The organism is Saccharothrix hoggarensis (genome assembly GCF_042678885.1).
Taxonomy (GTDB): Bacteria; Actinomycetota; Actinomycetes; order Mycobacteriales; family Pseudonocardiaceae; genus Actinosynnema; species Actinosynnema hoggarensis.
The window spans coordinates 1-25,228 of sequence record NZ_JBHTLK010000091.1 but is presented as its reverse complement, the minus strand read 5'-3'; the positions used below and the strand labels follow the sequence as shown (position 1 = coordinate 25,228).

Annotated in this window: 28 protein-coding genes; 12 read left to right on the top strand and 16 right to left on the bottom strand. The window is 71.5% G+C overall.

Features of this window, described 5'->3' with window-relative positions; genetic code table 11:
* Positions 1-958, top strand: a 958-nt coding sequence (locus ACFQ3T_RS18455; protein WP_380724530.1) for an MFS transporter, incomplete at its 5' end; no start/stop codon positions are given.
* A gap of 15 nt (positions 959-973) precedes the next feature.
* On the opposite strand, the gene ACFQ3T_RS18450 is transcribed toward ACFQ3T_RS18455, so the two are convergent.
* Both ACFQ3T_RS18450 and ACFQ3T_RS18445 read right to left on the bottom strand, forming a co-directional pair.
* Positions 974-1,099 carry a hypothetical protein gene (locus tag ACFQ3T_RS18450; RefSeq protein ID WP_380724529.1) on the bottom strand — a complete coding sequence of 42 codons (126 nt, stop codon included), beginning with the start codon at positions 1,097-1,099 and terminating at the stop codon, positions 974-976.
* Positions 1,100-1,108: 9 nt separating this feature from the next.
* Positions 1,109-1,948 carry a LysR family transcriptional regulator gene (locus ACFQ3T_RS18445; protein WP_380724528.1) on the bottom strand — a complete coding sequence of 280 codons (840 nt, stop codon included), beginning with the start codon at positions 1,946-1,948 and terminating at the stop codon, positions 1,109-1,111.
* 111 nt (positions 1,949-2,059) lie between these two features.
* Here ACFQ3T_RS18445 and ACFQ3T_RS18440 point away from each other — a divergent pair, with 111 nt between their 5' ends.
* The 5 genes from ACFQ3T_RS18440 (at position 2,060) to ACFQ3T_RS18420 (ending at position 5,546) form a co-directional block, all read left to right on the top strand.
* Positions 2,060-3,004: a tetratricopeptide repeat protein gene (locus ACFQ3T_RS18440; RefSeq protein WP_380724527.1), complete on the top strand. Its 945-nt coding sequence runs from the start codon at positions 2,060-2,062 to the stop codon at positions 3,002-3,004.
* Between the two features lie 69 nt (positions 3,005-3,073).
* Positions 3,074-3,535, top strand: a complete 462-nt coding sequence (locus ACFQ3T_RS18435) for a cupin domain-containing protein (protein ID WP_380724526.1) — start codon at positions 3,074-3,076, stop codon at positions 3,533-3,535.
* Between the two features lie 10 nt (positions 3,536-3,545).
* Entirely contained in the window at positions 3,546-3,740 is a 195-nt protein-coding gene (locus ACFQ3T_RS18430) for a DUF3046 domain-containing protein (RefSeq protein WP_380724525.1), read from the top strand.
* Positions 3,741-3,911: 171 nt separating this feature from the next.
* Positions 3,912-4,955: a recombinase RecA gene (gene recA, locus ACFQ3T_RS18425; protein WP_380724524.1), complete on the top strand. Its 1,044-nt coding sequence runs from the start codon at positions 3,912-3,914 to the stop codon at positions 4,953-4,955.
* Positions 4,956-5,042: 87 nt separating this feature from the next.
* Complete coding sequence (locus ACFQ3T_RS18420) at positions 5,043-5,546, top strand: regulatory protein RecX (protein WP_380724531.1); 504 nt, start codon at positions 5,043-5,045, stop codon at positions 5,544-5,546.
* 300 nt (positions 5,547-5,846) lie between these two features.
* On the opposite strand, the gene ACFQ3T_RS18415 is transcribed toward ACFQ3T_RS18420, so the two are convergent.
* Complete coding sequence (locus ACFQ3T_RS18415; protein WP_380724523.1) at positions 5,847-6,539, bottom strand: YqeB family protein; 693 nt, start codon at positions 6,537-6,539, stop codon at positions 5,847-5,849.
* A gap of 54 nt (positions 6,540-6,593) precedes the next feature.
* Here ACFQ3T_RS18415 and ACFQ3T_RS18410 point away from each other — a divergent pair, with 54 nt between their 5' ends.
* Complete coding sequence (locus tag ACFQ3T_RS18410) at positions 6,594-7,235, top strand: HAD family hydrolase (protein WP_380724522.1); 642 nt, start codon at positions 6,594-6,596, stop codon at positions 7,233-7,235.
* A 78-nt stretch (positions 7,236-7,313) separates the two neighbouring features.
* Here ACFQ3T_RS18410 and eda read toward each other — a convergent pair whose 3' ends face one another.
* Together eda and edd are read right to left on the bottom strand one after the other, a co-directional pair.
* Entirely contained in the window at positions 7,314-7,949 is a 636-nt protein-coding gene (gene eda / locus ACFQ3T_RS18405) for a bifunctional 4-hydroxy-2-oxoglutarate aldolase/2-dehydro-3-deoxy-phosphogluconate aldolase (RefSeq protein ID WP_380724521.1), read from the bottom strand.
* Complete coding sequence (edd, locus tag ACFQ3T_RS18400; protein WP_380724520.1) at positions 7,946-9,811, bottom strand: phosphogluconate dehydratase; 1,866 nt, start codon at positions 9,809-9,811, stop codon at positions 7,946-7,948. The genes eda and edd overlap by 4 nt, the downstream gene beginning before the upstream one ends.
* 224 nt (positions 9,812-10,035) lie before the next feature.
* On the opposite strand from edd, the gene ACFQ3T_RS18395 reads away from it, so the two are divergent.
* The 4 genes from ACFQ3T_RS18395 to ACFQ3T_RS18380 all read left to right on the top strand — a co-directional run bounded on the left by ACFQ3T_RS18395 (position 10,036) and on the right by ACFQ3T_RS18380 (position 13,829).
* The gene (locus ACFQ3T_RS18395; RefSeq protein WP_380724519.1) at positions 10,036-10,332 is read left to right on the top strand and encodes a hypothetical protein; all 297 of its coding nucleotides are present in this window, start codon (positions 10,036-10,038) and stop codon (positions 10,330-10,332) included.
* Positions 10,333-10,429: 97 nt separating this feature from the next.
* On the top strand, positions 10,430-11,191 hold the full coding sequence (locus ACFQ3T_RS18390; RefSeq protein WP_380724518.1) for a hypothetical protein: 762 nt from the start codon (positions 10,430-10,432) through the stop codon (positions 11,189-11,191).
* Between the two features lie 9 nt (positions 11,192-11,200).
* Complete coding sequence (locus ACFQ3T_RS18385) at positions 11,201-13,078, top strand: fumarate reductase/succinate dehydrogenase flavoprotein subunit (protein WP_380724517.1); 1,878 nt, start codon at positions 11,201-11,203, stop codon at positions 13,076-13,078.
* A gap of 1 nt (position 13,079) precedes the next feature.
* Positions 13,080-13,829: a succinate dehydrogenase/fumarate reductase iron-sulfur subunit gene (locus ACFQ3T_RS18380; RefSeq protein ID WP_380724516.1), complete on the top strand. Its 750-nt coding sequence runs from the start codon at positions 13,080-13,082 to the stop codon at positions 13,827-13,829.
* Here the strand turns inward: ACFQ3T_RS18380 and ACFQ3T_RS18375 are convergent.
* The 11 genes from ACFQ3T_RS18375 to ACFQ3T_RS18325 all read right to left on the bottom strand — a co-directional run bounded on the left by ACFQ3T_RS18375 (position 13,781) and on the right by ACFQ3T_RS18325 (position 24,120).
* Positions 13,781-14,524 carry a ferritin-like domain-containing protein gene (locus ACFQ3T_RS18375; protein ID WP_380724515.1) on the bottom strand — a complete coding sequence of 248 codons (744 nt, stop codon included), beginning with the start codon at positions 14,522-14,524 and terminating at the stop codon, positions 13,781-13,783. The genes ACFQ3T_RS18380 and ACFQ3T_RS18375 overlap by 49 nt on opposite strands.
* The gene (locus ACFQ3T_RS18370) at positions 14,521-15,762 is read right to left on the bottom strand and encodes an MFS transporter (RefSeq protein ID WP_380724514.1); all 1,242 of its coding nucleotides are present in this window, start codon (positions 15,760-15,762) and stop codon (positions 14,521-14,523) included. Before ACFQ3T_RS18370 ends, ACFQ3T_RS18375 begins: the two co-directional genes overlap by 4 nt.
* Before the next feature lie 74 nt (positions 15,763-15,836).
* Positions 15,837-16,427, bottom strand: a complete 591-nt coding sequence (locus ACFQ3T_RS18365) for a TetR/AcrR family transcriptional regulator (protein ID WP_380724513.1) — start codon at positions 16,425-16,427, stop codon at positions 15,837-15,839.
* Positions 16,428-16,456: 29 nt separating this feature from the next.
* Positions 16,457-17,284 (bottom strand): ADP-ribosylglycohydrolase family protein, encoded by an 828-nt coding sequence (locus ACFQ3T_RS18360; protein ID WP_380724512.1) that lies wholly within the window; start codon positions 17,282-17,284, stop codon positions 16,457-16,459.
* Between the two features lie 11 nt (positions 17,285-17,295).
* Entirely contained in the window at positions 17,296-17,868 is a 573-nt protein-coding gene (locus tag ACFQ3T_RS18355) for a hypothetical protein (RefSeq protein WP_380724511.1), read from the bottom strand.
* Positions 17,865-18,839 carry an ADP-ribosylglycohydrolase family protein gene (locus tag ACFQ3T_RS18350; protein ID WP_380724510.1) on the bottom strand — a complete coding sequence of 325 codons (975 nt, stop codon included), beginning with the start codon at positions 18,837-18,839 and terminating at the stop codon, positions 17,865-17,867. Before ACFQ3T_RS18350 ends, ACFQ3T_RS18355 begins: the two co-directional genes overlap by 4 nt.
* Before the next feature lie 61 nt (positions 18,840-18,900).
* Positions 18,901-19,329: a cytotoxic translational repressor of toxin-antitoxin stability system gene (locus ACFQ3T_RS18345; protein WP_380724509.1), complete on the bottom strand. Its 429-nt coding sequence runs from the start codon at positions 19,327-19,329 to the stop codon at positions 18,901-18,903.
* Positions 19,326-19,742, bottom strand: a complete 417-nt coding sequence (locus ACFQ3T_RS18340; RefSeq protein ID WP_380724508.1) for a type II toxin-antitoxin system HicB family antitoxin — start codon at positions 19,740-19,742, stop codon at positions 19,326-19,328. Before ACFQ3T_RS18340 ends, ACFQ3T_RS18345 begins: the two co-directional genes overlap by 4 nt.
* A gap of 157 nt (positions 19,743-19,899) precedes the next feature.
* The gene (locus ACFQ3T_RS18335) at positions 19,900-22,764 is read right to left on the bottom strand and encodes a vitamin B12-dependent ribonucleotide reductase (protein ID WP_380724507.1); all 2,865 of its coding nucleotides are present in this window, start codon (positions 22,762-22,764) and stop codon (positions 19,900-19,902) included.
* Between the two features lie 132 nt (positions 22,765-22,896).
* Positions 22,897-23,364 (bottom strand): transcriptional regulator NrdR, encoded by a 468-nt coding sequence (gene nrdR / locus ACFQ3T_RS18330; protein ID WP_380724506.1) that lies wholly within the window; start codon positions 23,362-23,364, stop codon positions 22,897-22,899.
* A gap of 258 nt (positions 23,365-23,622) precedes the next feature.
* A complete protein-coding gene (locus ACFQ3T_RS18325) occupies positions 23,623-24,120 on the bottom strand; it encodes a LysM peptidoglycan-binding domain-containing protein (protein WP_380724505.1) in 498 nt (165 codons plus the stop codon).
* A 217-nt stretch (positions 24,121-24,337) separates the two neighbouring features.
* Here ACFQ3T_RS18325 and lexA point away from each other — a divergent pair, with 217 nt between their 5' ends.
* Positions 24,338-25,039: a transcriptional repressor LexA gene (lexA, locus tag ACFQ3T_RS18320; RefSeq protein ID WP_380724504.1), complete on the top strand. Its 702-nt coding sequence runs from the start codon at positions 24,338-24,340 to the stop codon at positions 25,037-25,039.
* The last annotated feature ends 189 nt before the right edge of the window (positions 25,040-25,228 follow it).

The following is a 25,228-nucleotide window of genomic DNA, read 5'->3' as shown; positions in this document are numbered from 1 at the left end:
GTGCGCGGTGGTGCTCGGCTCGTGGCAGGTGCTGCTGGTGGCCCTGGTGCTGTTCGGCGCGGCGTCCAGCGCGAACCTCGCGGCCCGGTACGCGGGCGCCGACCTCGCCCACCCGCACCGCCGTGCGCGCTCGGTGGCGCTGGTGGTGTGGGCGGCGACGATCGGCGCGGTCGCCGGACCGAACCTCGCCGACCCGGCCGGGCAGGTCGCCGTGCGGCTGGGACTGCCGGTGGGCGCGGGGCCGTACCTGTTCTCGGCGCTGCTGTTCGGCCTGGCCGCGGTGGTCGTGCTGCGGTTCCTGCGACCCGACCCGCTGACGATCGCGCAGTCCGCCGTCACGCCCGCGCACTGCACCGGGGGAGTGGGCGACACCAAGGGGTCCGCGGCGGTGTGGCGGGCGCTGCCGGCCGCCGGGAAGCTCGCCGTGGGTGGCGTGACGCTGTGCCACATGGCGATGGTGGGCCTGATGTCGATGACCCCCGTGCACATGGACCACGCCGGCTCGTCGCTGCGCGTCGTCGGCCTGGTGATCAGCCTGCACGTGGCCGCGATGTACGTGGCCAGCCCGTTGTTCGGGTGGATGGCCGACCGGCTCGGCCGCGTGCCCGTGCTGGCGATCGGCGCGGCGCTCGTGGTCGCCGCCTCCGGCATCGCGGGCATGGCGCCGTCGCACGACGCGCCGCAGCTCGCCGCCGGCCTGGCGCTGCTCGGTTTCGGCTGGTCGGCGGGCCTGGTGGCGGGGTCGGCGCTGCTCACCGAGTCGGCCGCGGTGACCGACCGCCCGGCCGCGCAGGGGTTGTCCGACCTGTGCATGAACGTCGGCGGCGCGCTCGGCGGCGTCACGGCGGGCGTGGTGGTGACCGCCTGGTCCTACGCCACGCTGGGCCTGCTCGTCGGGTTCACCGCGTTGCCGCTGCTCGCCGCGTGCCTGTTCACGTCGTTGCAGCGGGTGCGCTGACCGGGGCCGACCGGTTCAGCGCTTGCGGTTGTGCCAGAGCGCGCGCAGGCCGACGACCAGCGCCGCGACGAGCGTGGCGATGGCCAGGACCGTCAGGATGGGCGACGACATGTCCATGGGGTCTCCCTGCGCGAACAGCACGCTTCGAGGTTAGCGCGCCGCCGCGGCGAACTCGCGCACCCGCGCCGTCTCACCCGCCGTGCGCCAGACCAGGCCCCACGCCAGCCGCGGCGCGTCCACCAGCGGCAGGAACGTGATCCTGGGCCGCGCGAAGTACCCCGCGGCGTGCGCGCCCAGCGGGCACACGCCCTCACCGTCGGCGATCGCGGTGAGCAGCTCTTGGAACGTCGTGACGTCCCGTCCGCGCTTGACGGGCGCGCCCAGCGGGGTCGTGTCACGCCAGTAGGCGGCGCGGAAGACGGTGTCGCGAGCCAGGTCTTCCAGGTTCACCGACTCGTGCCGCGTGAACGGGTGCGTGTCCGCCACGGCGAGCACCAAGGGCTCCTCGTGCACCACGGGACCGGCCGTCAGGTCGGGCTCGCCGACCGGGAACAACGTCACCAGCACGTCCACCTCGTCCGCCCTGAGCAGCGCGAACGGGTCCGTGAACGGCGCCTCCCGCACCCGCACCTCGCGGTCGGGGTGACGGGCCCGGTAGGTGTCGAGCAGGTCCGTGACGAGGTCGGCGACCGCCGGCGCCTCGAACCCGACGCGCAGCAGGTCCGTGCCCCGCGCGGCCTCCACAGCGCGCGCCAGGCCGTCCACGACCTGCCGGTAGGCGGGCGCGAGGTCGTCACGGAGGCGGCGGCCGATGGGCGTGAGCGCGACGCGGCGGCTGGTGCGGTCGAACAGGGGCGCGCCGATGCGGCGTTCGAGCTGCTTGACGGACTGGCTGACCCGCGCCTGGGACACGCGCAGGCGCTCGGCGGTGCGGCTGAAGTGCAGCTCCTCGGCCAGGGTGAGGAAGACCTCCAGGTCACGCCGTTCCATGACGGCCAGGTTAGGTGCTCGTCGTCGTACGGGCCGCTGCCGCTGACGCCTGTGGTCGCGTCGTGGGATTCTTCGCGGGTGATGGAGGCCGCGCGGCGCGAGTTGGAACGAATGCGGGAGTCGCCCGCCGCGTGGCAGGAGCTGCGCTACGAGCAGGCCACGGATGCGGACGGCGACGCCTGCGACGGCAACGCGGTGCGGCGGGCGAAGGTGTTGTGGGCGCTGCAGTACGACCACCGGCCCGAGGACCTGCCGCTGGTGCGGTGGTTGGCCGGGCAGGAGGCGCGGTGCCGGAGCGAGGCTCCGTTCCAAGGGCTGACCGAAGAGGTCGAGCTGGCCGGCTTCCTGCTCGCCGAGCACCGGCGGGTGGAGGACGTCTGGCTGCACGCGGCGATGAAGCAGGCCAACTTCGACACCTTGGCCGGTTACGACATCGAGCACCTGTTCGCCGCGGGGGTCCGGGCGACCGTCGACTTCGTGCGCGACAGCGGGCACGCCGACCGGGACGGGGTCCTCGACCTCCTGGTCGATGACGAGGGGCGGCCGCGCGTGTCGGAGGAGGGCTTGGCGGAGTGGACGCGGGGTCGGCGGGCGCGCTTCCCGGCCGATCCGGCGGTCGAGGACCCGCTCACCCTGGTCGAGCGCGCTCTGCTGGCGGGAGACCGGGAACTGGCCCGTCGGGAACTCGACCGGTGGGCAGCCGGCCGGCCGCGCGACCGGGCCACGTTGGGCCAACTCCGCTGGGTGTTCGCCGACCTGGGCGAGTTCGCCGAGGCGGCTCGGGCGCAGCGCGAGAGCGTGGTGTTCGCCGGCAACGCCTGGGACTCGGCCCTGGCCTGGCTGGACCTGGCGGGACTGGAACGCCGGGCCGGCGACCACCACGCCGCGCGCGAGGCGCTGCGCGAGTGCCGACAGGTCTTGGACGAGGTGCCGAGGTGGTCGGAGGTGGGTCTGGGCCGGATGTACCTGGAGGAGCTGTCCCTGGTGACCGGCTCCGCGGAGGGCGGGGCCGAGACCGCGTTCACCGGGGCGGACGACGGAGCCGGTGATCCATAACCGGAGGGTTATCGTTCCATCCGCTCTTCGTCGTTGTTCGGGCGCTTCCGGGCGACGAGTCTCGACGTCATGGAAAACCCGCTCCTCGTCCGCGCCGCCCACGCCGAAAGGCTCGACGCCGACCCGGCCGCCGTCGTCACCCTCCTCGCCGACCTCGACGGGCTGACGAGCAACCGGTCCACGTTCCGCGACGGCTCGGACGGCGCGCCGCCGCACTTCCACACCCGCGCCTCGGAGCTGTTCTTCGTGCTCGACGGGACGCTCCAAGTGCTGCTGGACGAGGACGTGGTGACGCTGGAGCGCGGCGACTTCCTCGTCGTGCCGCCCCGCGTGCCGCACGCGTTCGGCGCGCTCAAGGGCGCGGACGCGGACGTCCTGTTCGTCTTCACGCCGGGCCTGGGCCGGTTCGACTACTACCGCCTGCTCGACCGCGTGCAGCGGGGCGAGGCGAGCCCGCGGGAGATCCGCGAGTCGCAGGACCGGTTCGACAACCACTACGTCGACAGCCCGGTCTGGAAGGCCGCGCGCTAGCCTGGACGCGATGCGCATCACGACGTTCCGCAAGCTCATGGCCGACGAGTTCGGCCAGGTCAGGGCGGAGATGGTGGCCCGGGACCACGTGCTGTCCGCCATCGGCGGCCGGACTCCCGACCAGGCGTTGGAGGCGGGTGTGCCGACCAAGGAGATCTGGCTGGCCGTCTGCGACGCGTTCGACGTGCCGGAACACCGGCGGTGACCTGGCGTGTCGGCCAGGTGGTCGAACACCTGTTCGGCTACACTCCCCAACACGACCGGGTGACAACACCCCGCAGGTGACCTGGTCCCCGCCGAAAAATGTCGGACCCCACCCGTAACGTCGGCCCCGACATCGCACAGCGACCCCAAGACACACCGAGGTGGATTCCAGATGGCACCCCAGGCACCCGACCGGGACAAGGCCCTCGAGCTGGCCCTGGCCCAGATCGACAAGCAGTTCGGCAAGGGCTCGGTCATGCGGCTCGGCGAGGAAGGCCGCGCCCCGATCGAGGTGATCCCCACCGGTGCGATCGCGCTCGACGTGGCGCTGGGCATCGGCGGCCTGCCGCGCGGCCGCGTGGTGGAGATCTACGGCCCGGAGTCGTCCGGTAAGACGACCGTGGCGCTGCACGCCGTGGCCAACGCCCAGCGCAACGGCGGCATCGCGGCGTTCATCGACGCCGAGCACGCGCTCGACCCCGACTACGCGAAGAAGCTGGGCGTCGACACCGACGCGCTGCTGGTCTCGCAGCCCGACACGGGCGAGCAGGCGCTGGAGATCGCGGACATGCTGGTCCGCTCCGGCGCGCTCGACATCCTGGTCATCGACTCGGTGGCGGCCCTGGTGCCCCGCGCCGAGATCGAGGGCGAGATGGGCGACAACCACGTCGGCCTCCAGGCCCGCCTGATGAGCCAGGCGCTGCGGAAGATCACCGGCGCGCTCAGCTCGTCCAACACCACCGCGATCTTCATCAACCAGCTGCGCGAGAAGATCGGCGTGATGTTCGGCTCGCCCGAGACCACGACCGGTGGCAAGGCGCTGAAGTTCTACGCGTCGGTGCGGCTCGACGTGCGGCGCATCGAGACCCTGAAGGACGGCGGCGAGCCCGTCGGCAACCGCACCAGGGTCAAGGTCGTGAAGAACAAGGTGGCCCCGCCGTTCAAGCAGGCCGAGTTCGACATCCTCTACGGCCAGGGCATCAGCCGCGAGGGCTCGCTCATCGACATGGGCGTCGACCAGGGCATCCTGCGCAAGTCGGGCGCCTGGTACACGTACGAGGGCGACCAGCTGGGCCAGGGCAAGGAGAACGCGCGGAAGTTCCTGCGCGAGAACCCGGACGTGGCCAACGAGATCGAAAAGCGGATCAAGGACAAGCTGGGCATCGGCGCCACCCTCGACGCCGAGGAGATCGCCCCCGCGCCCGTCGAGTTCTAACCGGGCGTGGCAGGACGAGGTGGCCGTGGTCGCGGGCTGTCCCGCGACCGTTCGGCCGACGACACCGAGCCGCGCCCGGTCGACCCGGTGCAGGAGCAGCGCAAGGCGACGGACATCTGCTACGCGCTGCTCACCGCACGGGCTCGCACGCGCGTGGAGCTGAAGGACGCCCTGCTGCGCAAGGGCATCACGGAGCAGACGGCCGAGCTGGTGCTGGCCAAGTTCGACCGGGCGGGTCTGATCGACGACGCCGCGTTCGCCGAGGTCTGGGTCCGCTCGCGCCACACCTACCAGGGCTTGGGCCGGCGCGCCCTGGCCATGGAACTGCGCCGCAAGGGCGTCGCGGACGAGGTGGCCGCCGAGGCGGTGGCCGCGGTGGACGACGAGGCCGAGGAACAGCGGGCACGCGACCTCGTGCGCAAGAAGCTGCGCACGATGGCGGGCCTGGACGACACCACCAAGATCCGCCGCCTGGTCTCCGCCCTGGCCCGGAAGGGCTACGCCGAAGGCCTCGCCTACCGGGTGGTGCGCGAGGAACTCCGCCGAGCGGGCGAGGACACGTCCACGCTGGACGACCTGACCCACGACTAACCCGCTCACCCCAACCCAGCCCCGGCCGGACCAGGCCCGATCATCCCGCCCCGACCCTGTCAGGCCCGGAACTGGCCGGCCGAGACCGCGAGGCCGGGGCTTGCTCAGCCCGGGTCACGGGGCCCGGAACTCCATGGCCGGGACCGCGAGGCCAGGGATTGCTCAGCCTGAACCGCCGGGCGAGACCGCCTGGCCTGGCCGCCGGCCGGCCGTACGTCCCGAACTGCGAGGCCGGGACCGCGAGGCCGAACCGCGGAGCCTGGCCGGATCACCGGGCAGAACCGGGCTATGGGGTGGGGGTCAGTGGAGTGAGCGGGTGAGGCGCCAGTACTGGCGCTTCTTCTCCTCGCGCACCACGACGCCGAGGCGGCTCAGTTCTTCGCGCAGTTCGGCGGCGTCGGACTTGTCGTCCTTGCGCAACGCCTCGGCCCGCACCTTCAGCAGGGCGTTCGCCCCCGGCGGGAGGTCGGGCGTCCCGTCCACCCAGCGCCGGTACTCGTCGCGGTACGGGTCGCCGTCCTCCAACCACTGGTAGCCGTGGGTCTGGAAGGCGTTCGCCAGCTCCTCCGGCTTCAGGTCGTGGCTCTCCCGGGCCAGCTCGCCGGTGTCCACGCCGAGCAGCACGAGCTTCTTGCCGTCCAGGAACGCGGCCGACACCAGGGTGCGGTCGAAGCTCCGGTGCTTCCCGCCCCGCAGCAGCTCGACACCCTCGTTGAACACCTCGACGACCAGCCGCTCGTGCGCCGCGATCCCGGCCACCACGAGCCCGAGCACGGCGCCGACGGCCACCGACCCGATCGTCGCCCACGGCTCCGGGATGGACGCCACGAGCCGGAACGGCCCTTGCATCGGCGCCCACGACAACCCGGCCACCCACCCGGCGATGGACTTCAAGCCCCACACCACGGCCGCGCCCAGCAGCGGGAACCCGACCGACACCAGCGCCACCTGCCCGTGGGGCTCGGCGACCACGGTGGTCTGTCGCGCGTTCATCCCTCACTACCTCCCCCGAAGTGATGACCCAACTTATCGCCGTACCCTCGACGGGTGCGCATCAGGGCCGATCACGTCGTCTGGGACTGGAACGGCACCCTGTTCGCCGACAACGACGCCGTGCTCGCCGCCGTCAACCGGGTCTGCGCCGACTTCGGCCACGCGGCCATCACGCTGGAGCACTGGCGGGACACGTTCAGCCGCCCCATCAAGGACTGCTACGAGCGGATGTTCGGCCAGCCGCTCACGGCGGCGGACTGGCTCCGCATCGACGACGTCTACCACGACGAGTACCGGGGCTCGATGGACCGGTGCGGGCTGGCCGCGGGCGTGCCCGACCACCTCCGGCAGCTCCGCCACTCCCAATCACTGCTGTCGATGTGGTTCCACGACGAGCTGGTCCCGCTGATCACCCGGTTCGGCCTCGGCGAGCTGTTCACCAGGGTGGACGGCCTCAAGACCGCGGCGGACGGCGGCTCGAAGGCCGAGCACCTCGCCGCGCACCTCGAAGCGCTGCGGCTGCGCCCGAACGACGTCGTGCTCATCGGTGACGTGGTGGACGACGCGGACGCCGCCAGGCACGTCGGCGCGCACGTAGTGCTGGTCGCGACCGGCACCAGTTCCCGCACGGTGCTGGAGCGGGCTGGCGTGCCGGTCGCCGACTCGATCCCGGAAGCCCTCACCCACCTCGCGTGAGCCCGCGCCACCCCGCGAACGGCGCTGGGCGCCTCCCGACCACCGGTCGGGGAGACGCCCAGCGAACGCGGAAGGTGTTCAGAGCGCGGCGGCCGCCCGGGCCAGCTCTTCGATCCGCGCGAAGTCACCGGACGCCAGGGCGTCCTTCGGCGCGAGCCACGACCCGCCCACGCACCCGACGTTCGGCAACGCCAGGTAGCTCGGCGCGCTCGCGGGCGTGATCCCGCCGGTCGGGCAGAACCGCAGGCCGGGCAGCGGACCGCCGATGGACTTCAGGTAGTCCACCCCGCCCGCGGCCTCGGCCGGGAAGAACTTCAGCGACGTCAGACCGCGCTCGGCCAGCCGCATCGCCTCCGACACGGTCGCCGCGCCGGGCAGGAACGGCAGCCCGGTGTCCTCGGCCGCGTCCAGCACCCGGTCCGTCGAGCCCGGCGTGACGAGGAACGCCGCACCGGCCTTGGCGGCCTGCTCGGCGTGCTCGGGCGTGGTCACGGTGCCGGCGCCGATCACGATGCCCGGCACCTCCGCCGCCACCCGCTCGATCGCGGCCAGCGCGGCGGGCGTGCGCAGGGTCAGCTCGATGACGCGGACGCCACCGCGCAGCAGCGCCTCGGCCAGCGGCACGGCGTGCGAGGCGTCGTCCACGACGACGACCGGGATGACGGGGGACAGCGCGAGCAGATCCGCGGCAGTGGCGTGCGCTGGGGCGGTCACCGGGAAACCTCCTGGTTGAACTGGCCTTCGAAGTGCGAGGCCGCGATCGGTCCGAACACGCTCGCGCCGCGGTCGGCGGGCCCGATCGCACGGCGCAGCGCGGCGAACAGCTCCCGACCGGTGCCGGTCCACGCCTGCGCGTCCGGCGGGAAGTCCACCAGGTCGCGCGCGGCCAGCTCCGCCGGGTCCACGAACACCTCCAGCGTGCCGGTCTCGGCGTCGAGCCGCAGCACGTCGCCGTCGCGCACCCGCGCCAGCGGGCCGCCGACGGCCGCCTCCGGCGTGACCTGGATGGCGGCCGGGATCTTGCCGGACGCGCCGGACATCCGGCCGTCGGTGACCAGCGCGACCTTGAACCCGCGGTCCATGAGCACGCCCAGCGCCGGGGTGAGCTTGTGCAGCTCGGGCATCCCGTTGGCCTGCGGCCCCTGCTGGCGCACCACGACCACCACGTCCCGCTCCAGTTCACCGGCGTGGAACGCGGCGCTGAACGCCTCCTGCGAGGTGAACACCCGCGCGGGCGCCTCGACGACCCGGTGCTCCGGCTTGACCGCCGACACCTTGATCACCGCGCGGCCGAGGTTGCCGGACAGCATGCGCAGGCCGCCGTCGGCCGCGAACGGGTCGGACACGGGCCGCAGCACGTCGGTGTCCAGCGAGCGGTCGGGGCCGTTGCGCCAGGTCAGCGCGCCTTCGATCAGCACGGGCTCCTGCCGGTAGCGGCGCAGGCCGGGGCCGGCGACGGTCTTCACGTCCTCGTGCAGCAGGCCCGCGTCGAGCAGGGTGGAGACGAGGAACTGCACGCCGCCCGCGGCCTGGAAGTGGTTGATGTCCGCCGAGCCGTTCGGGTAGACGCGGGCCAGCAGCGGCACCACCGACGACAGCTCGGAGAAGTCGTCCCAGTTCAGCTCGATGCCGGCGGCCGACGCGATGGCCACCAGGTGCATGGTGTGGTTGGTCGACCCGCCGGTGGCCAGCAGCGCGATGACGCCGTTGACGACCGACTTCACGTCCACCACGTGCCCGATCGGGGTGTAGTCCTCGCCGCGGCTGATCTCCACCGCGCGCCGCGCGGCCTCCTCGGTCAGCGCCTTCCGCAGCCGGGTGCCCGGCGGCACGAAGCTCGCGCCCGGCAGGTGCAGGCCCATGACCTCGACCACGAGCTGGTTGGAGTTCGCCGTGCCGTAGAACGTGCAGGTCCCGGGGCTGTGGTAGGACTGCGCCTCGGCTTCGAGCAGGTCCTCGCGGGACGCCTTGTTCTCCGCGAACAGCTGCCGCACGCGGGCCTTCTCGGAGTTGGGCAGGCCGGAGGCCATCGGTCCCGCGGGCACCAGGATCGCGGGCAGGTGCCCGAACGACAGGGCGCCGATCAGCAGGCCGGGAGTGATCTTGTCGCACACGCCGAGCAGCAGCGCCGCGTCGAACATCTCGTGCGACAGGGCGATCCCGGTCGCCATCGCGATCACTTCCCGGCTGAACAGGGACAGCTCCATGCCCGCGCGGCCCTGGGTGATGCCGTCGCACATGGCGGGCACGCCGCCCGCGAACTGGGCCACGCCGCCGACGGCGCGCGCCGCGTCCTTGATCCACGCCGGGTACTCGTGCATCGGCTGGTGGGCGGACAGCATGTCGTTGTACGCGGACACGATCGCCACGTTCGGGCGACGCAGTGCCCGGAGGAGGTCTTTGTCACCGCCCGTGATCCCCGCGAAACCGTGGGCGAGGTTGCTGCACGCCATGTCGCGGCGCGCGGGCCCGTCCTGCTGGGCCTGGGCGATGCGGTCGAGGTAGGCGGACCGGCCGGCGGCGCTGCGGGCGGCGATTCGAGCCGTCACTTCGGCGACGACGGGATGCACGCTCATGGTTCGCTGTCTCCGGTGGTGATCACGGGCCGTGGTGGGCCCGGTGGACGACAGCGCTGGCGTCGCACGGACGGACGTGACAGCACCCACACTATGTCACGACACATGATCCTTACAAAAACGATTCAGGTGGTGAGACACGACGCGGTGGGCTGTGGTGCTTGTCACAACGCTGTCGAGTTGGCAGAGTCGGCACACGGACCGACCCGAAGGAGGTGCTGACCATGACGTCCTCCGAGATCGTGGAGCTGCGCCGGGCGCTTGGCCAGTTGCGCCACTGCGTCGGCGGCCTGCGCGCGCGGTACGGCGACGTGGCCGCGGTGCAGAGGCTGGCCAACGACGTCGAACGCCTGGACATCGACGCGACCGAGCTGCTCGACCTGGACAGCACACCGCGGCAGCGCGAGGCTCCGAGGGTCGAGCGCGAAGTCGTCGTCGTTCCCGACACGCCCTACGACCCGAAGCTGTGGATGGACGCCGACGACGAAGGACTCGGCGGCTACCGCAGCCAGCGCACCTGATCGACCGCATGCCGGCCCCCGCGTGACCACGCGGGGGCCGGCTCGGCTTTTCGCCCGGGAAGTCACTGCACCACAACGACGTGGAACGAGGTGAGGTATGAGGGCGCAGATCGCCCAGCGCACGTTGCGGACGGACCGGTGGTGGCTACCGCCGCTGGCGACGTTCGTCGGCTTGTTGCTGATCTCGATCTATGCGGCCGTCCGGACCTTCATGGGCGACTACTACTGGGTGGACGAGTACCGCTACCTCACGCCCATGTACTCCCCGTGCCTGAGTGAGGAGTGCCTGCCCGCGGCGGCGCACTTCGGCCGGCCGCTGCCCGAGCTGCCGGGGTTCCTCACCCCGCCGGTGGTCGTCATCCCGTTCCTGCTCGGGTTCCGGGTGACCTGCTACTACTATCGCAAGGCGTACTACCGGGCGGCGTGGATGTCCCCGCCCGCGTGCGCCGTGGCCGAGCCGCACGCCAAGTACACGGGCGAGACCCGGTTCCCGCTGGTCGCGCAGAACCTGCACCGCTACTTCTTCTACGCCGCGTCGCTCCTGCTGCTGATCAACGTCTACGACGCGTTCTACGCGTTCAGCACCGGGGTCGGCCTCGGCAACCTGGTGCTCCTGGTGAACGTCGGGCTGCTCGCGGCGTACACGCTGTCGTGCCACTCCTGCCGGCACATCGCGGGCGGACGGTTGAAGCACTTCTCCAAGCACCCGGTGCGGTACTGGATGTGGACCCGGATCTCCAAGCTCAACGCCAAGCACATGCAGCTCGCGTGGGCGTCGCTCATCTTCGTCTGCGTCACGGACCTCTACGTCGCGCTGGTCGCCTCCGGGACGATCTCCGACCTCCGATTCGTCAACTAGGGAGTTGTTTTGCCCGAGGTGGAACGGCATTCGTTCGACGTGCTCGTGATCGGCGCCGGCGGTGCTGGTCTGCGCGCCGCGATCGAGGCCAGGGAACACGGGATGCGCACGGCGGTGCTGTGCAAGTCGTTGTTCGGCAAGGCGCACACGGTGATGGCCGAGGGCGGCATCGCCGCGGCCATGGGCAACGCGAACTCCAACGACAACTGGCAGGTGCACTTCCGCGACACCATGCGCGGCGGGAAGTTCCTCAACAACTGGCGGATGGCCGAGCTGCACGCCAAGGAGGCGCCCGACCGGGTGTGGGAGCTGGAGACCTACGGCGCGTTGTTCGACCGGACCGAGGACGGCCGGATCAGCCAGCGCAACTTCGGCGGCCACGAGTACCCGCGGCTCGCGCACGTCGGCGACCGCACCGGGTTGGAGCTGATCCGCAGCCTCCAGCAGAAGGTGGTGTCGCTGCAGCAGGACGACTTCGCCGAGACCGGTGACTACGAGTCGCGGCTGAAGGTGTTCCAGGAGTTCACCGTCACCGATCTGGTCCTCGACGACGGCAAGGTGGCCGGCGCGTTCGGCTACTGGCGCGAGTCCGGCCGGTTCGTGCTGTTCGAGGCGCCCGCCGTGGTGCTCGCGACCGGCGGCATCGGCAAGTCGTTCAAGGTGACGTCGAACTCGTGGGAGTACACCGGCGACGGCCACGCGCTGGCGCTGCGGGCCGGCGCGTCGCTGATCAACATGGAGTTCGTCCAGTTCCACCCGACCGGCATGGTCTGGCCGCCGTCCGTGAAGGGCATCCTGGTCACCGAGTCGGTCCGCGGTGACGGCGGCGTGCTGCGCAACTCCGACGGCAAGCGGTTCATGTTCGACTACATCCCCGAGGTGTTCAAGGACAAGTACGCCGACAACGAGGCCGAGGCCGACCGCTGGTACGCCGACCCCGGCAACAACCGGCGGCCACCGGAGCTCCTGCCGCGCGACGAGGTGGCCCGTGCCATCAACTCCGAGGTCAAGGCCGGGCGCGGCTCGGAGCACGGCGGCGTGTTCCTCGACGTGTCGACGCGCCTGCCCGCCGAGGAGATCATGCGGCGGCTGCCGTCGATGCACCACCAGTTCAAGGAGCTGGCGGACGTCGACATCACGGCGCAGCCGATGGAGGTCGGGCCGACGTGCCACTACGTGATGGGCGGCGTGCAGGTCGACCCCGACACGGGCGCGTCGTCGGTGCCGGGGCTGTTCGCGGCCGGCGAGGTGTCCGGCGGCATGCACGGCTCGAACCGGCTGGGCGGCAACTCGCTGTCCGACCTGCTGGTGTTCGGCCGCCGTGCGGGCGCCGGCGCGTCGGACTACGTGGCCGGGCTCTCGGAGCGGCCGGTGTGCTCGGACGAGGCCGTCACCGAGGCGGAACGGGTGGCCGTGGCGCCGTTCTCCGGTTCCGGTGAGGGCGGCGAGAACCCGTACGCGCTGCACATGGAGCTGCAGCAGGCGATGAACGACCTGGTCGGCATCATCCGGCGGGCCGACGAGATGGACCAGGCGGTCAAGCGCCTGGACGACCTGAAGCGGCGGGCCGCGTCCCTGGTGGTCGAGGGGCACCGGCAGTTCAACCCCGGCTGGCACCTGGCGCTGGACCTGCGGAACATGCTGCTGGTCAGCGAGTGCGTCGCGCGGGCCGCGCTGCTGCGCACCGAGAGCCGCGGCGGGCACACGCGCGACGACTTCCCGGGCATGGACGCCGAGTGGCGGCGGAAGTTGTTGGTGTGCGCGCTGTCCGGCTCCTCGGTGGACGTCGTGGAGGAGCCGCAGGTCCCGATCCGGCCGGACCTGCTGGCGTTGTTCGAGCCGAGCGAGTTGCAGAAGTACCTGACCGCGGACGAGCTGGAGGGGTGACATGGGGTACCAGGGGCACTTCCGGGTGTGGCGCGGTTCGGACGAGGGCGGCGGGCTGGAGGACTTCACCGTCGAGGTGAACGAGGGCGAGGTCGTGCTCGACGTGATCCACCGCCTCCAGGCCACGCAGACGCCCGACCTCGCCGTGCGGTGGAACTGCAAGGCGGGCAAGTGCGGGTCGTGCTCGGCGGAGATCAACGGCAAGCCGAGGCTGCTGTGCATGACGCGGATGTCGGTGTTCGCGGAGGACGAGACGGTGACCGTGACGCCGATGCGCACGTTCCCCGTGATCCGCGACCTCGTGACCGACGTGTCGTACAACTACCACAAGGCGCGCGAGATCCCGTCGTTCAAGCCGCCCGCGGGCGTCGCGCCGGGGGAGTACCGGATGAAGCAGGTCGACGTCGCGCGCTCGCAGGAGTTCCGCAAGTGCATCGAGTGCTTCCTGTGCAACAACACGTGCCACGTCATCCGGGACCACGAGGAGAACAAGGAGTCGTTCGCCGGACCGCGGTTCCTGATGCGCGTGGCCGAGCTGGAGATGCACCCGCTGGACGAGGCCGACCGCGTCGCCGAGGCGCAGTCCGCGCACGGCCTGGGCCTGTGCAACATCACGAAGTGCTGCACGGACGTGTGCCCGGAGCACATCAAGATCACCGACAACGCGCTGATCCCGATGAAGGAACGCGTCGCCGACCAGCGCTATGACCCGATCGTGTGGTTGGGCAACAAGCTGTTCCGGAGGTCCTGACCCCGGCGGACCCCGGTCAGGGCGGTCCGGAACAGGCGGGCCACGTCCACGGCGAACCCGCGTCGCGTCACCCCGAGGTGGCGCAACGCGGGGCCGTGGTCCCACGCCACCGCGGCCACCGCGCCGCCCAGCAGCACCCACCAGGTCACCGTCACGGCCGACCGGACCGGCCGCGGCCACGCCGCGAACGCGTGCCGCAGCCGTTGGCAGTGGAACGGCACGTGCCGCTCCTCGTCGGCGAGGATGCGACCCGCGACCTCGGACGTCAGCGGATCGCCGACGCCGTCCCGCAACGCCCGGTAGTAGCACAGCGCCACGACCTCGGCGATCAGCAGCACCATCAGCTCCAGGCGCAGCCCCAACGCCCGCCGCAGCCGCACGAACACCGCGTCCGACCAGTGGCTCGCGATCGTCGTCGCGCCGGCCGACGACAGCAGCAGCGCGAGCAGCCGCGCGTGGTTCTGCTCCTCCTTGACGAACAACCGCACCACGCGCGAGTAGTCGTCGTCCCCGGCTCCCTCGGCCTTCGCTATCAGGTTCGCGCCGTCGCCCGCCTCGCCGACCTGGAACCGCTGGACGCTCCGCACCACCGCGGGGTGCACCCGCGCCGTCCGGTCGAAGTCCGGGTCGCCCACCTCCGCCCGCCGCCGCGCCTCGGCCTCGAACTCGCGCACCCAGTGGTTGAAGCTGCTCACGATCGTCCTCCTCTGCGTGCCGGGCCCCCGGGTCCAGGATGGACGGACCCCTGCCCCGCGCGTGGGGAGATCCCGTGGAGGTTTCGCGGAGACCGGTTCACGCCCGCCCGTCGCCGCAGGTCCGGGATCAGGGTGAGCAGGCCGACCAGCGCCAGCCCCGCGCCCAGCCACAGCGGCGCGCGCAGGCCGTGGTCGGTGATGAGCAGGCCGCCCAGCCAGGACCCGATGATGATGCCGAGCGTGATGAACGACCCGTGCACGGTGTTGACCAGCGGTCCCGCCGTGCCGGTGCGCTGGACCCGCGTCACCAGCGCCGGGTTCATCGTGACGCCGACCAGGCCGATGCCCAGCAGGCACACCACGGCCACCGGCGGCACGTGGGCGAGCAGGGCGAACCCGGTGAGGAACGCGGCGTTCAGCCCCAGGCCGGTGACCAGCGTCGGCAGCGCGTGCCGGTCGGCGAACCGGCCCACCACGTGGTTGCCGACGAGCGTGGCCACGCCGTAGGCGGCGAGCAGCAACGGCACCGCGCGCGGGTCGAAGCCGGTGACCTCGGTCAGGACCGGGTTGACGTAGCTGAACGCGGCGAACGTCGCGCCGATGACGAACGTGCTGGTGGACAGCACCAGCCACAGCCTCGGGCGGGCGACGGCCCGCAGCTCGGCGCGCACGGTCGTGTCGCCGTTGACGTGGTCGAGGCGCGGCATCCCGGCGAACGTGCTCGCGGCGGCGACGACGGTGAGCACGGCGATGCCCCAGAACGCCGCCCGCCAGCCCAGGTGCTCGCCGGTGAACGTCGCCAGCGGCAGGCCCAGCAGCGTGCCGAACATCAGTCCGTTGAGGACGGTCGCGGTGGCCCGGCCGCGCAGCCGCTCCTCGACCAGCGCGGACGTCACCGAGATCGCGACGCCGAAGAACGCCTGGGAGGCCGCGCCGGTGACGACGCGGGCGGCGAGCATCACGCCGTAGTCGGTGGCGGTGGCGGCGAGGACGTTGCCGGCCAGGAAGACGGCGAACAACGTCATCAGCGCCGGTTTCGGGCGGAGTCGGAGCATCAGCACGGTGAGCAGCGGCCCGCCGACCGCCATCGCGGCGGCGAACGCGGTGATCAGGTAGCCGATCTCGGGGATGGTGGCGCGCAGGCCCGCCGCCATCTGCGGCATGAGCCCGGCGACGACGAACTCGCTGGTCACCATGGCGAAGATGCCGAGGGCCAGCAGGTGGACGACCTTGGGCATGTCCGGCGCTCCTGTTGTGTATTGATCGGTCCAAAATGTGGGCACGCGTGGTCCCGCTCGTGCCGGTGAAGGTCTCAGACGGCGTCCAGCGCGGTGGCGGCGATGGCTTCCAACGCCGCGACGTCCGCCCCGCCCTGCCCGGCGACCCGGATGCCCGCGATCACCGCGTTGAGGAACCGGGCCAGCTCGGCGGGCTCCCGGGTGGACGCCAGGTCGCCGTCGCGCTGCCCGGTCCGGATGACGGCGGTCAGCGCGTCCAGTCGGCGTTGCTGGTCACGGGCCAGCAGGTCGGCGGCCTCGGCGTCCCGCGCGGCGAGTTCGACGGTGGTGTTGACGGTGAGGCAGCCGAGCCCGCGGCCGTCCCGCCGGTGCTCCGCCTCGCCCGCGACGATCGCGTCGAACAGGTCGCGCAACCGGTCCCTCGGCGACCGCGTCTCGTCTTCGAGGAGCGCCAGCTGGCTGGTGGTCATGAGGTTCGTGTAGCGGACGAGCGCGCGCTTGAACAGCTCGTGCTTGCTGGTGAACGTGTTGTAGATGCTGCTGCGGCCGAGTCCGGTGGCCCGGCAGAGGTCCTCGGTGGACGTCGCCTCGTAGCCGTTCGCCCAGAACGCGCGCATCGCCGCGTCGACGGCCTGCTCCTCGTCGAACGCCTTGGGTCGGGGCACGCGTCCCACGGTAGCAGTTTTGGAACGACCTATACAAAAGGCAGGGGCTCGCGCCGGTCGAGCCAGTCCTGGGGGACTTCCGCTCGGCAGGCCAGGATGCCGCCCACCATCGCCGCCGTCGTGTCCATGTCACCGCCCGCCTCCACGCACGCCCCGATGGCGGCGCGGTAGTCGTCGGCGTACGTGGCCACGACCCAGAGCACGAACGGCACGCTGTCCTGCGCGGTCGAGCGCGACCCGTTGCCCAGCTCGTACGCGGCCTCGGCGGTGGAACGCCCGAGCAACCGCCGCGCGTCCGCCACGCCGCGCCGCACCTGCCCGTCGTCCAGGTGGTCCAGCACGGCGTCGAACACGTCGGCTCCGGGCACGGCCGCCGCGACGGCCACCGCCACCGCGCCCGCGATCCCCTCGGGGTGCAGGTGCGTGACCTCGGCGGAGCGGACCGCCTGCGTCACCACGGCGTCGAGGTCGTCGGCGAAGAACGCGCCCAGCGGCGCGACCCTCATGGCCGCCCCGTTGCCGCACGACCCCTCGCCCCGGTAGGCCGTCGCCGCCGCCTCCCGCCACGGCACCCCGTCCCGGATGCGGTGCAGCACCACCACGGCGCCAGGCCCGTAACCCCGGTACGGGTCGCAGTGCTCGGCGAACGACGCGGCCAGCCGGTCCTGGTCGACCTCGCCGCGATCGCGCAGCTCGGCCAGCAGCAGGCAGGCCATCTCGGTGTCGTCGGTCCACGGCCACGTCCCGTCCGGCACCACGTCGAGGGTGCGGGAACGGCCGGGGACGAAGAACTGCGCGCCCAGGGCGTCGCCGACGGACAGCCCGTCCAGAGATCGTCGTGCGCGGTCGAAGGACATCACCGCGCAGCCTAGGCCCCGACCCCGGCGCAGTCGACCACCTTCACCGCGACCCACAGGAACACCTTGGGGTCACCGGAACCCGATGCCGTCAGCCACTCCGCCGCCACCCGCGCGTCATGCGCGTCGTGCACCAACCCCCACCGCCCCGGTCGGATGCCGGTCGCCCGCCCCACGTCGCCCACGAGACCGCCGAGGCACGTCCACGTGTGCCAGGTGCCCGAGTCGAAGCCGACCAGCTCGAAGCCCAGCACGTCACCGTCGGGCAGCGGTTCGGTCCGGGCCAACCGCTCCGGCAGGCTGCCCGCCGCCACGTCCCACCCGCCGTCGGCCACGTCCTCCAGCACGGCGGCAACGTCGCGGGAGTCGATCCCCACCGCGAGCACGTGCAGCCCGTCCCGTCCGGCGCGGGCCACCGCGGCGGACTCCCGGTCACCGAACCACTCGTCCCACTCGGTCGACGGCACGACCGTCGTCACGCAGCCGCTCATCGACACCAGGTCGCCCTCCGGCAGCCCCGCGTCCTGCCAGTCCGCCCGCGCGTCCCGCCCGACCACGCGGTAGCCGGCCAGGGCGTGCGTCACCGGTCCCACCTCCGACCGAACGCGGCGAGCTCGTCGCCGTGCTCGATCCGCTCCGCCCACTCCTCCGGCCACGCTTCGAGACCGTGCGCAGCGCCCGCGAACGCGCCGGTGAGGCACGCGATCGAGTCCGAGTCGCCGGACGTCGTCGCCGCCCGCGCCAGCGCCGACACCGGCTCGTCCCGGAACATCAGGAAGCAGTGCAGCGCGGTCGCCAGCGCCTCCTCCGCCACCCACCCGGCGCCCGTCGCGAGGCACGGGTCCGCGTCCCGGTCCGGCTCGGCGTCGGCGAGCGTGTCCAGCACGGCCGCGCACTCGTCCCACCCGCGGGCGATGAAGGTCTCCGGGTCGGACACGCCGGGACGCGCCCACAGGTCGGCCAACCAGTCCTCGCGGTAGGTCGTCCGCTGCTCCGCGCACCGCTGCCGCAACGCCGCCGTGAGGTCGCCCGCCGCCATGCCGTCACGCAGCCAGTGCACCGCGAAGGCCGTCAGCTCGCTCGCCGCGAGCGCCGTCGGGTGGCCGTGCGTGAGGGCGGACTGGAGCTGGGCGATCCCGGCGCGGTCGTCGTCCGACAGGTCGGGCACGAGCCCCACCGGCGCGACCCGCATGTTCGCGCCGCAGCCCTTGGACGAGGCCCCGGTCGCCTCCCGCCACGGCAGCCCGGCGGCCAGCTTCTCGCACGCCTGCAAGCACGTCATGCCCGGGGCGCGATTGTTGTCGGGCGACTCCCACCACCGCACGAAGTGGTCGCGCAACGCGTCGGCGATCCGGTCACGACCGTCCACCAACGCCCGGGCGACCGCCAACGTCATCTGCGTGTCGTCCGTGACCAGGGCGGGCTCACCCTCGAGCTCCCGAGGCCCACCCACGCCGTACCGCTGCTCGATCTCGGCCACGGTCAGGAACTCGGTGGGCGCGCCCAACGCGTCCCCGTAGGCCAACCCCAGCAACGCCCCACTCGCCCTCGTCACCGCGCCATCGTAGGTTCCACCCACCGCGCGAAGCGCGTGAAATAGGGGTCGGTCCGACGCCTCAACGGCCTTCGGTCCAGTAGCGCTGGAGCCTGGCGATCGCCTCGTCCTTGCTCATCCCGGCCACCTCCGACTCATCGAGTCCGACCCGCGAGATCAGCAGGAACACGAGGTCGGCGGGCAGGGCGGCCGCCGGCGGCTCAGGTGTCCCGCGGGCGGGTTTGACGCCGTCCTGCACGCACGACCAGAACGTCGGTTCGTCGACGTCGAGCTGATCACGCAGGATGTGCTTCCACATGTTCTGCCCGTAGCCGGTGCGGTCCACCGGGTGCGAGACGCGGGTGCGCAGGATCCTGCCGTCGACGAGATCGAGCTCGTAGGTGACGTGGTGCGTTCCGGTCCGGCCGCCGGCGTCGCGCACTCGGCGCCACTCCTCGACCTGGCAGAACGCCTCGTGGTCCTTGCGCGTCGGCTGCGGCCAGGACGTCACCGCGCGGCACCGACCAGCCAGTCGCGCAGCTGCTCGTCGTCGCTCAAGCTGATCAACTGCACCAATCCCCAGTTGTCGCGGTGGTTCGGGGCGTCGAGCAGGCGCTCCTGCCAGTCTTCCGCGTACTCCCGCAGAGCGTCGACCATCTCGGTGATCGCCTCGTCGAACGACGCGCCATCGGCCGCCACGGGCAGCCCCGGGATGAACACCGACCAGCCGCCGGCCTCCGGGACGACCTGGGCGCGCGACGGAACGATCGACGCGAGGAAGTGGCGCAGTCGCTTGACGTCCACGACGGCGGTCGTGGCCGAGTCACGTCTCACCGTGGCGACTCGACCCTTCTCGGCGGCGTCCAGCAAGTCCTTCAGGTGGGCGCGAGCCTCGGTGTAGCTGTCGTAGTGAACAGCGGGCATGCCGGCCTCCCAGAGTGGTCGTCACCAGCGTGCCTCTCCACCCCAAGTACGTCAAGTACGTGACGTACTTGGCCAGCTGCGACCAGCGGACGTGGAAGAGCCGGGGCGACAACCGTCGCCCCGGCTCTCGCCGGCTACTTCACCGCACGTCGAGCGATCAGCTGCAACCCGAGGTCGAGCCGCAGCCCTCGCACAGGTAGCACGAGCCCGCCGGGCGCATCTTCGTGCCGCACGTCATGCACAGCGGCGCGTCCGCGGCCTTGCCCAGGTGCAGTTCGAGCAGTTCCGTGGAACTGCCCACCTTGATGTCCTGCGGCTTGGGCTTCTTCTCCTCCGCGGGCGCCGGGGTGGCGCTCGCCTGCGGGGCGGCGTCGACCGACGTGCGCAGGCCCTCCAGGTCGACGTCGCCGTTGCCGTAGTCCGACGACACCTGCGCCGTGCGCTCGTCGGCGGTGAAGATGCCGAGCTGCGCGCGCTTCTCGAACGGCAGGTAGTCGAGCGCCAGCCGCCGGAACAGGTAGTCCAGGACGCTGGTCGCGATGCGGACGTCCGGGTCGTCCGTCATGCCCGCCGGCTCGAAGCGCAGGTTCTGGAACTTCGAGACGTAGAACTCGAGCGGGATGCCGTACTGCAGACCCACCGAGATGGACATGGAGAACGCGTCCATCACACCGGCCAGCGTCGAGCCCTGCTTGCCGAGCTTGACGAAGATCTCGCCGAGGCCGTCGTCCGGGTACGAGCCGGCGTGCAGGTAGCCCTCCGCGCCGCCGACCGTGAACGACACCGTCTGCGACGGGCGCTTCTTCGGCAGCCGCTTGCGCACCGGGCGGTACTCGACGACGGTCTCGGTCTTCGCCTCCGCGGACGTGGACGAGCCCGAGCCGACCGCCTTGGCCGTCTTGCCCGCCGACAGCGGCTGGCCGACCTTGCAGTTGTCGCGGTAGATCGCCAGCGCCTTCAGGCCCAGCTTCCAGCCCTGGTAGTAGATCTCCTCGACCTCTTCGACGGTCGCCGTCTCCGGCATGTTGACCGTCTTCGAGATCGCGCCCGAGATGAACGGCTGCACCGCGGCCATCATCCGCACGTGGCCCATCGGCGCGATCGACCGGTCGCCCATCGCGCAGTCGAACACCTCGTAGTGCTCGGTCTTCAGACCGGGGGCGTCGACCACGTGGCCGTGCTCGCCGATGTACTCGACGATCGCCTCGATCTGCTCCTCCTGGTAGCCCAGGACGCGCAGCGCGCGCGGCACGGTCTGGTTGACGATCTGCATCGAGCCGCCGCCGACCAGCTTCTTGAACTTCACCAGCGCCAGGTCCGGCTCGATGCCGGTCGTGTCGCAGTCCATCATCAGGCCGATGGTGCCGGTGGGCGCGAGCACGCTGGCCTGCGCGTTGCGCCAGCCGTTGCGGGCGCCGATCTTCTGGCACTCCTGCCACGCCTTGGTCGCGACCTTCTGCACCGCCGCGTCGTTCGCGTGGTACGTGCGCAGCATGTCGTTGGCGGCCGAGTGCTTGCGGATGACCCGCTGGTGGCCCTCGGCGTTGCGGGCGTAGCCCTCGTACGGGCCGACGATGCCCGCCAGCTCCGCCGACCGCTTGTACGCCACGGCCTGCATCAGGGACGTGATCGAGGCGGCCAGCGCGCGGCCGCCCTCGGAGTCGTACGCGTGGCCGGTCGCCATGAGCAGCGCGCCCAGGTTCGCGTAGCCGATGCCGAGCTGGCGGAACGCGCGGGTCGTCTCGCCGATCGCGGGGGTCGGGAAGTCCGCGAAGCAGATCGAGATGTCCATCGCGGTGATGATGATCTCGACGGACTTGGCGAACAGCTCCGCGTCGAACGAGCCGTCGTCCTTCAGGAACTTCATCAGGTTCAACGACGCCAGGTTGCAGCTGGAGTTGTCCAGGTGCATGTACTCCGAGCACGGGTTGGAGGCCGTGATGCGGCCCGACTCCGGCGTGGTGTGCCAGTCGTTGATCGTGCCGTCGTACTGGATGCCGGGGTCGGCGCACTCCCATGCGGCCTGCGCCAGCTTGCGGAACAGGTCCTTCGCGTCGACGTGCTCGATGATCTCGCCGGTCTGGCGGGCGCGCAGGCCGAACTGCCCGCCGTTCTCGTAGGCGTGCATGAACTCGTCGGACACGCGGATCGAGTTGTTGGCGTTCTGGTACTGCACGGACACGATGTCCTTGCCGCCCAGGTCCATGTCGAACCCGGCGTCGCGCAGCGCGCGGACCTTGTCCTCTTCCCGCGCCTTCGTCTGGATGAACTCCTCGACGTCCGGGTGGTCGACGTCCAGCACGACCATCTTCGCCGCGCGACGGGTCGCGCCGCCGGACTTGATGGTGCCCGCCGACGCGTCCGCGCCGCGCATGAACGACACCGGGCCGGACGCCGTGCCGCCGGAGGACAGCAGCTCCTTGGACGACCGGATGCGCGACAGGTTCAGGCCCGCGCCCGAGCCGCCCTTGAAGATCAGGCCCTCCTCGCGGTACCAGTTCAGGATCGACTCCATCGTGTCGTCGACCGACAGGATGAAGCAGGCGCTGACCTGCTGCGGGGAGCTGGTGCCCACGTTGAACCACACCGGCGAGTTGAAGCTGAACACCTGGTGCAGCAGCATCCAGGTCAGCTCGTGCTCGTAGATCTCGGCGTCCTCGTCGGTGGCGAAGTAGCCGTGCTTGACGCCCGCCTCGACGTAGGTCTTCACCACGCGGTCGATGAGCTGGCGGAGGCTGTGCTCGCGCTGCGGCGTGCCCACCGCGCCGCGGAAGTACTTGCTGGTGACGATGTTGGTCGCGTTGACCGACCAGAAGTCGGGGAACTCGACGCCGCGCTGCTCGAAGTTCACCGAGCCGTCGCGCCAGTTCGTCATGACGACGTCGCGGTGCTCCCAGGTGACCTCGTCATAGGGGTGCTTGCCGGCCGTGGTGTAGACGCGCTCCACCTTCAGCTTGGCGGTCTTGTCGCCCGCGCCGTTGCGGGTGGCTGTCTTCTTTGAGCCACCAACGGTGTCGGTCATCCGAGGTCCCTCTCGATCAACATGTGTGGGGTGGGTGCGGCGACCACGTCCGGGCTCCCCGTCCGAGGCGGTCGATGCGGTGTTCTTCGTTCTTCGTTCTTCGTCGGGGCGGCGGGCGCCGGCCGACGGGCGCTAGTCGCCCCGCGGCCGGCCGCCCTGGGCGTCGCGAAGATCGGCGATCTCCTTCTCGAAGTCCTCGACGGACGAGAAGGAGCGGTAGACGCTCGCGAAGCGGAGGTACGCGACCTCGTCCAGCTCGCGGAGGGGGCCCAGGATGGCCAGGCCCACCTCGTGGCTGGGGATCTCGGCGACGCCGCCGGAGCGGATCGACTCCTCCACGCGCTGCGCCAGTTGTTGGAGGGCGTCCTCGTCGACGGGACGGCCCTGGCACGCGCGGCGCACGCCGACGACGACCTTGTCGCGGCTGAACGGCTCGGTCACACCCGAGCGCTTGACCACCGCGAGCACGGCCTCCTCGACCGTGGTGAAGCGGCGGCCGCAGGCCGTGCACGACCGGCGGCGGCGGATGACCTGACCCTCGTCGACCTCGCGGGAATCGACGACACGCGAGTCGGAGTGCCGGCAGAACGGGCATCGCACGGCTGGTTCCCCCTCCCCTGGGCAGCGTCCATCGCGTTAGCCTCCGTCGTGGGGAAAACCCCAACCTGTGGACTAACTACAACGGTGTGACCACTAGATGTAGGGGTCAACCTATGCCCAAGGCCTACGGCGCTGCAAGTCGGAAGGCAGCGTGTCCCGTCACTCGGACGGGGGAATCGGGCAGGAGCTCCGGAAACGCGCGAACCGCGCTCGCGGAGGTCGCGGCGGCGCGGTTCGACGGGGGGAGCGGAGTGGGCGTCAGGGGGTGCCGTCGGGGACGACCAGGGACTGGCCGGGGGTGACGTCGGAGCCCGGCAGGGCGTTCAGCTCGCGGATGCGCGACACCACGGCCTCCGGGTCGCTCGCGGGCGCGCTGCGCTCGGCGACGTCCCACAGCGTCTCGCCCACCTGGACGTGCACGACGTTGGTGCGTTCGGGGACGGACGTGGCGCCCGTCGAGTACAGGTAGGCGAGGCTCAGGAGCGCGGCGAACGCGGCGGCGACGGCTGCGTATCCGAGGAACTGGAGCACGGGGTGCCGGCCGGGCCGCACCTCGCAGGCGACCGCCTCGGGCGCGGTCGGCCGCACGGCGACCGGTCGGGGGCGGGTCGACGGGCGGCGGTTGTCCTTGTCCGCCACCTCGAACCGCCGCAGGACCCGTGGTCCGGGTCGCAATCCGCGGCCGAGGGCGACATCCTCGACACCGGCGCCGTCCACGAGTTCGAAGCCGTTCCGGGTGCCAATGACCACCGCCATGTTGCCCTCCACCGCAGGTCATCCGATCATGATCGAACCTGTGTTCGATCGAACGTCCGTGCGAATGTCTACCACTTCGCCGGGTAAAATCGCCAGGACACGCCGAGGATTACTTCGAACAGGTGTTTGATCTGGGCACGGAACCCGACTACCGTCCACTGTTGAAGATCGTCGGAGAGCCGGCCTGGGCAATCGGGACCGGTGAGGAGGAAGCACCGTGGCACGCAAGACCAACGAAGAGCCGCGCACCGCCGATGTGCCCTCCGCGCCCGAACCGGCGGACATCGCGGGCAACGCCGGGCTCACCCTGCGCCAGCGCAAGGTGCTCGACGTGATCCGCGACTGGCTGGACCGGTTCGGCTACCCGCCCAGCGTGCGCGAGATCGGGGAGGCCGTCGGCCTGACCTCGACCTCGTCCGTGGCCCACCAGCTGCGCGCCCTGGAGCGGAAGGGCTACCTGCGCCGCGACCCCAACCGGCCGCGCGCGGTGGGCGTGCTGCCCGCCGAGATCGTGACCGGCCTCGACCCGGCGTCCAAGCCGACGCCCGCGTACGTGCCCATGCTGGGCCGCATCGCGGCCGGTGGGCCGATCCTGGCCGAGGAGTCCATCGAGGACGTCTTCCCCCTGCCGCGCGAGATCGTCGGCGAGGGCGAGGTGTTCCTGCTGAAGGTCGTGGGCGACTCGATGGTCGACGCCGCCATCACCGACGGCGACTGGGTCGTGGTCCGGCAGCAGCCGACGGCCGACAACGGCGAGGTGGTGGCCGCCATGATCGACGGCGAGGCCACCGTGAAGACGTTCAAGCGCAAGGACGACGGGCACGTGTGGCTGATGCCGCAGAACCCGGCCTACCAGCCGATCCAGGGCGACGAGGCGTCGATCCTGGGCAAGGTCGTGGCGGTCCTGCGCAGGCTCTGAGCACCTTCGGGACGGGGGAGCGGTCCGCGGCGCGGGCCGCTCACGCCCTTCGGCGGCGTGACCCCCGGACCAGCGCTGCCACCAGCAGCAACGCCCCCACCCCGCCCGCCACCACCGGCCACGGCGACCGGGGCTCGGCGGCCGGGGGAGCGGCCGACGTGTCGTTGCCGCGCGCCGGGGCCTCGGCCG

Bases quoted from the DNA above. Each gene is read 5' to 3' on its own strand.
- ACFQ3T_RS18445 (WP_380724528.1), bottom strand. From the start codon at position 1,948: ATGGAACGGCGTGACCTGGAGGTCTTCCTCACCCTGGCCGAGGAGCTG.
- ACFQ3T_RS18440 (WP_380724527.1), top strand. From the start codon at position 2,060: ATGCGGGAGTCGCCCGCCGCGTGGCAGGAGCTGCGCTACGAGCAGGCC.
- ACFQ3T_RS18435 (WP_380724526.1), top strand. From the start codon at position 3,074: ATGGAAAACCCGCTCCTCGTCCGCGCCGCCCACGCCGAAAGGCTCGAC.
- ACFQ3T_RS18430 (WP_380724525.1), top strand. From the start codon at position 3,546: ATGCGCATCACGACGTTCCGCAAGCTCATGGCCGACGAGTTCGGCCAG.
- recA (WP_380724524.1), top strand. From the start codon at position 3,912: ATGGCACCCCAGGCACCCGACCGGGACAAGGCCCTCGAGCTGGCCCTG.
- ACFQ3T_RS18415 (WP_380724523.1), bottom strand. From the start codon at position 6,539: ATGAACGCGCGACAGACCACCGTGGTCGCCGAGCCCCACGGGCAGGTG.
- edd (WP_380724520.1), bottom strand. From the start codon at position 9,811: ATGAGCGTGCATCCCGTCGTCGCCGAAGTGACGGCTCGAATCGCCGCC.
- ACFQ3T_RS18395 (WP_380724519.1), top strand. From the start codon at position 10,036: ATGACGTCCTCCGAGATCGTGGAGCTGCGCCGGGCGCTTGGCCAGTTG.
- ACFQ3T_RS18390 (WP_380724518.1), top strand. From the start codon at position 10,430: ATGAGGGCGCAGATCGCCCAGCGCACGTTGCGGACGGACCGGTGGTGG.
- ACFQ3T_RS18380 (WP_380724516.1), top strand. From the start codon at position 13,080: ATGGGGTACCAGGGGCACTTCCGGGTGTGGCGCGGTTCGGACGAGGGC.
- ACFQ3T_RS18370 (WP_380724514.1), bottom strand. From the start codon at position 15,762: ATGCCCAAGGTCGTCCACCTGCTGGCCCTCGGCATCTTCGCCATGGTG.
- ACFQ3T_RS18360 (WP_380724512.1), bottom strand. From the start codon at position 17,284: ATGTCCTTCGACCGCGCACGACGATCTCTGGACGGGCTGTCCGTCGGC.
- ACFQ3T_RS18340 (WP_380724508.1), bottom strand. From the start codon at position 19,742: ATGCCCGCTGTTCACTACGACAGCTACACCGAGGCTCGCGCCCACCTG.
- ACFQ3T_RS18335 (WP_380724507.1), bottom strand. From the start codon at position 22,764: ATGACCGACACCGTTGGTGGCTCAAAGAAGACAGCCACCCGCAACGGC.
- ACFQ3T_RS18325 (WP_380724505.1), bottom strand. From the start codon at position 24,120: ATGGCGGTGGTCATTGGCACCCGGAACGGCTTCGAACTCGTGGACGGC.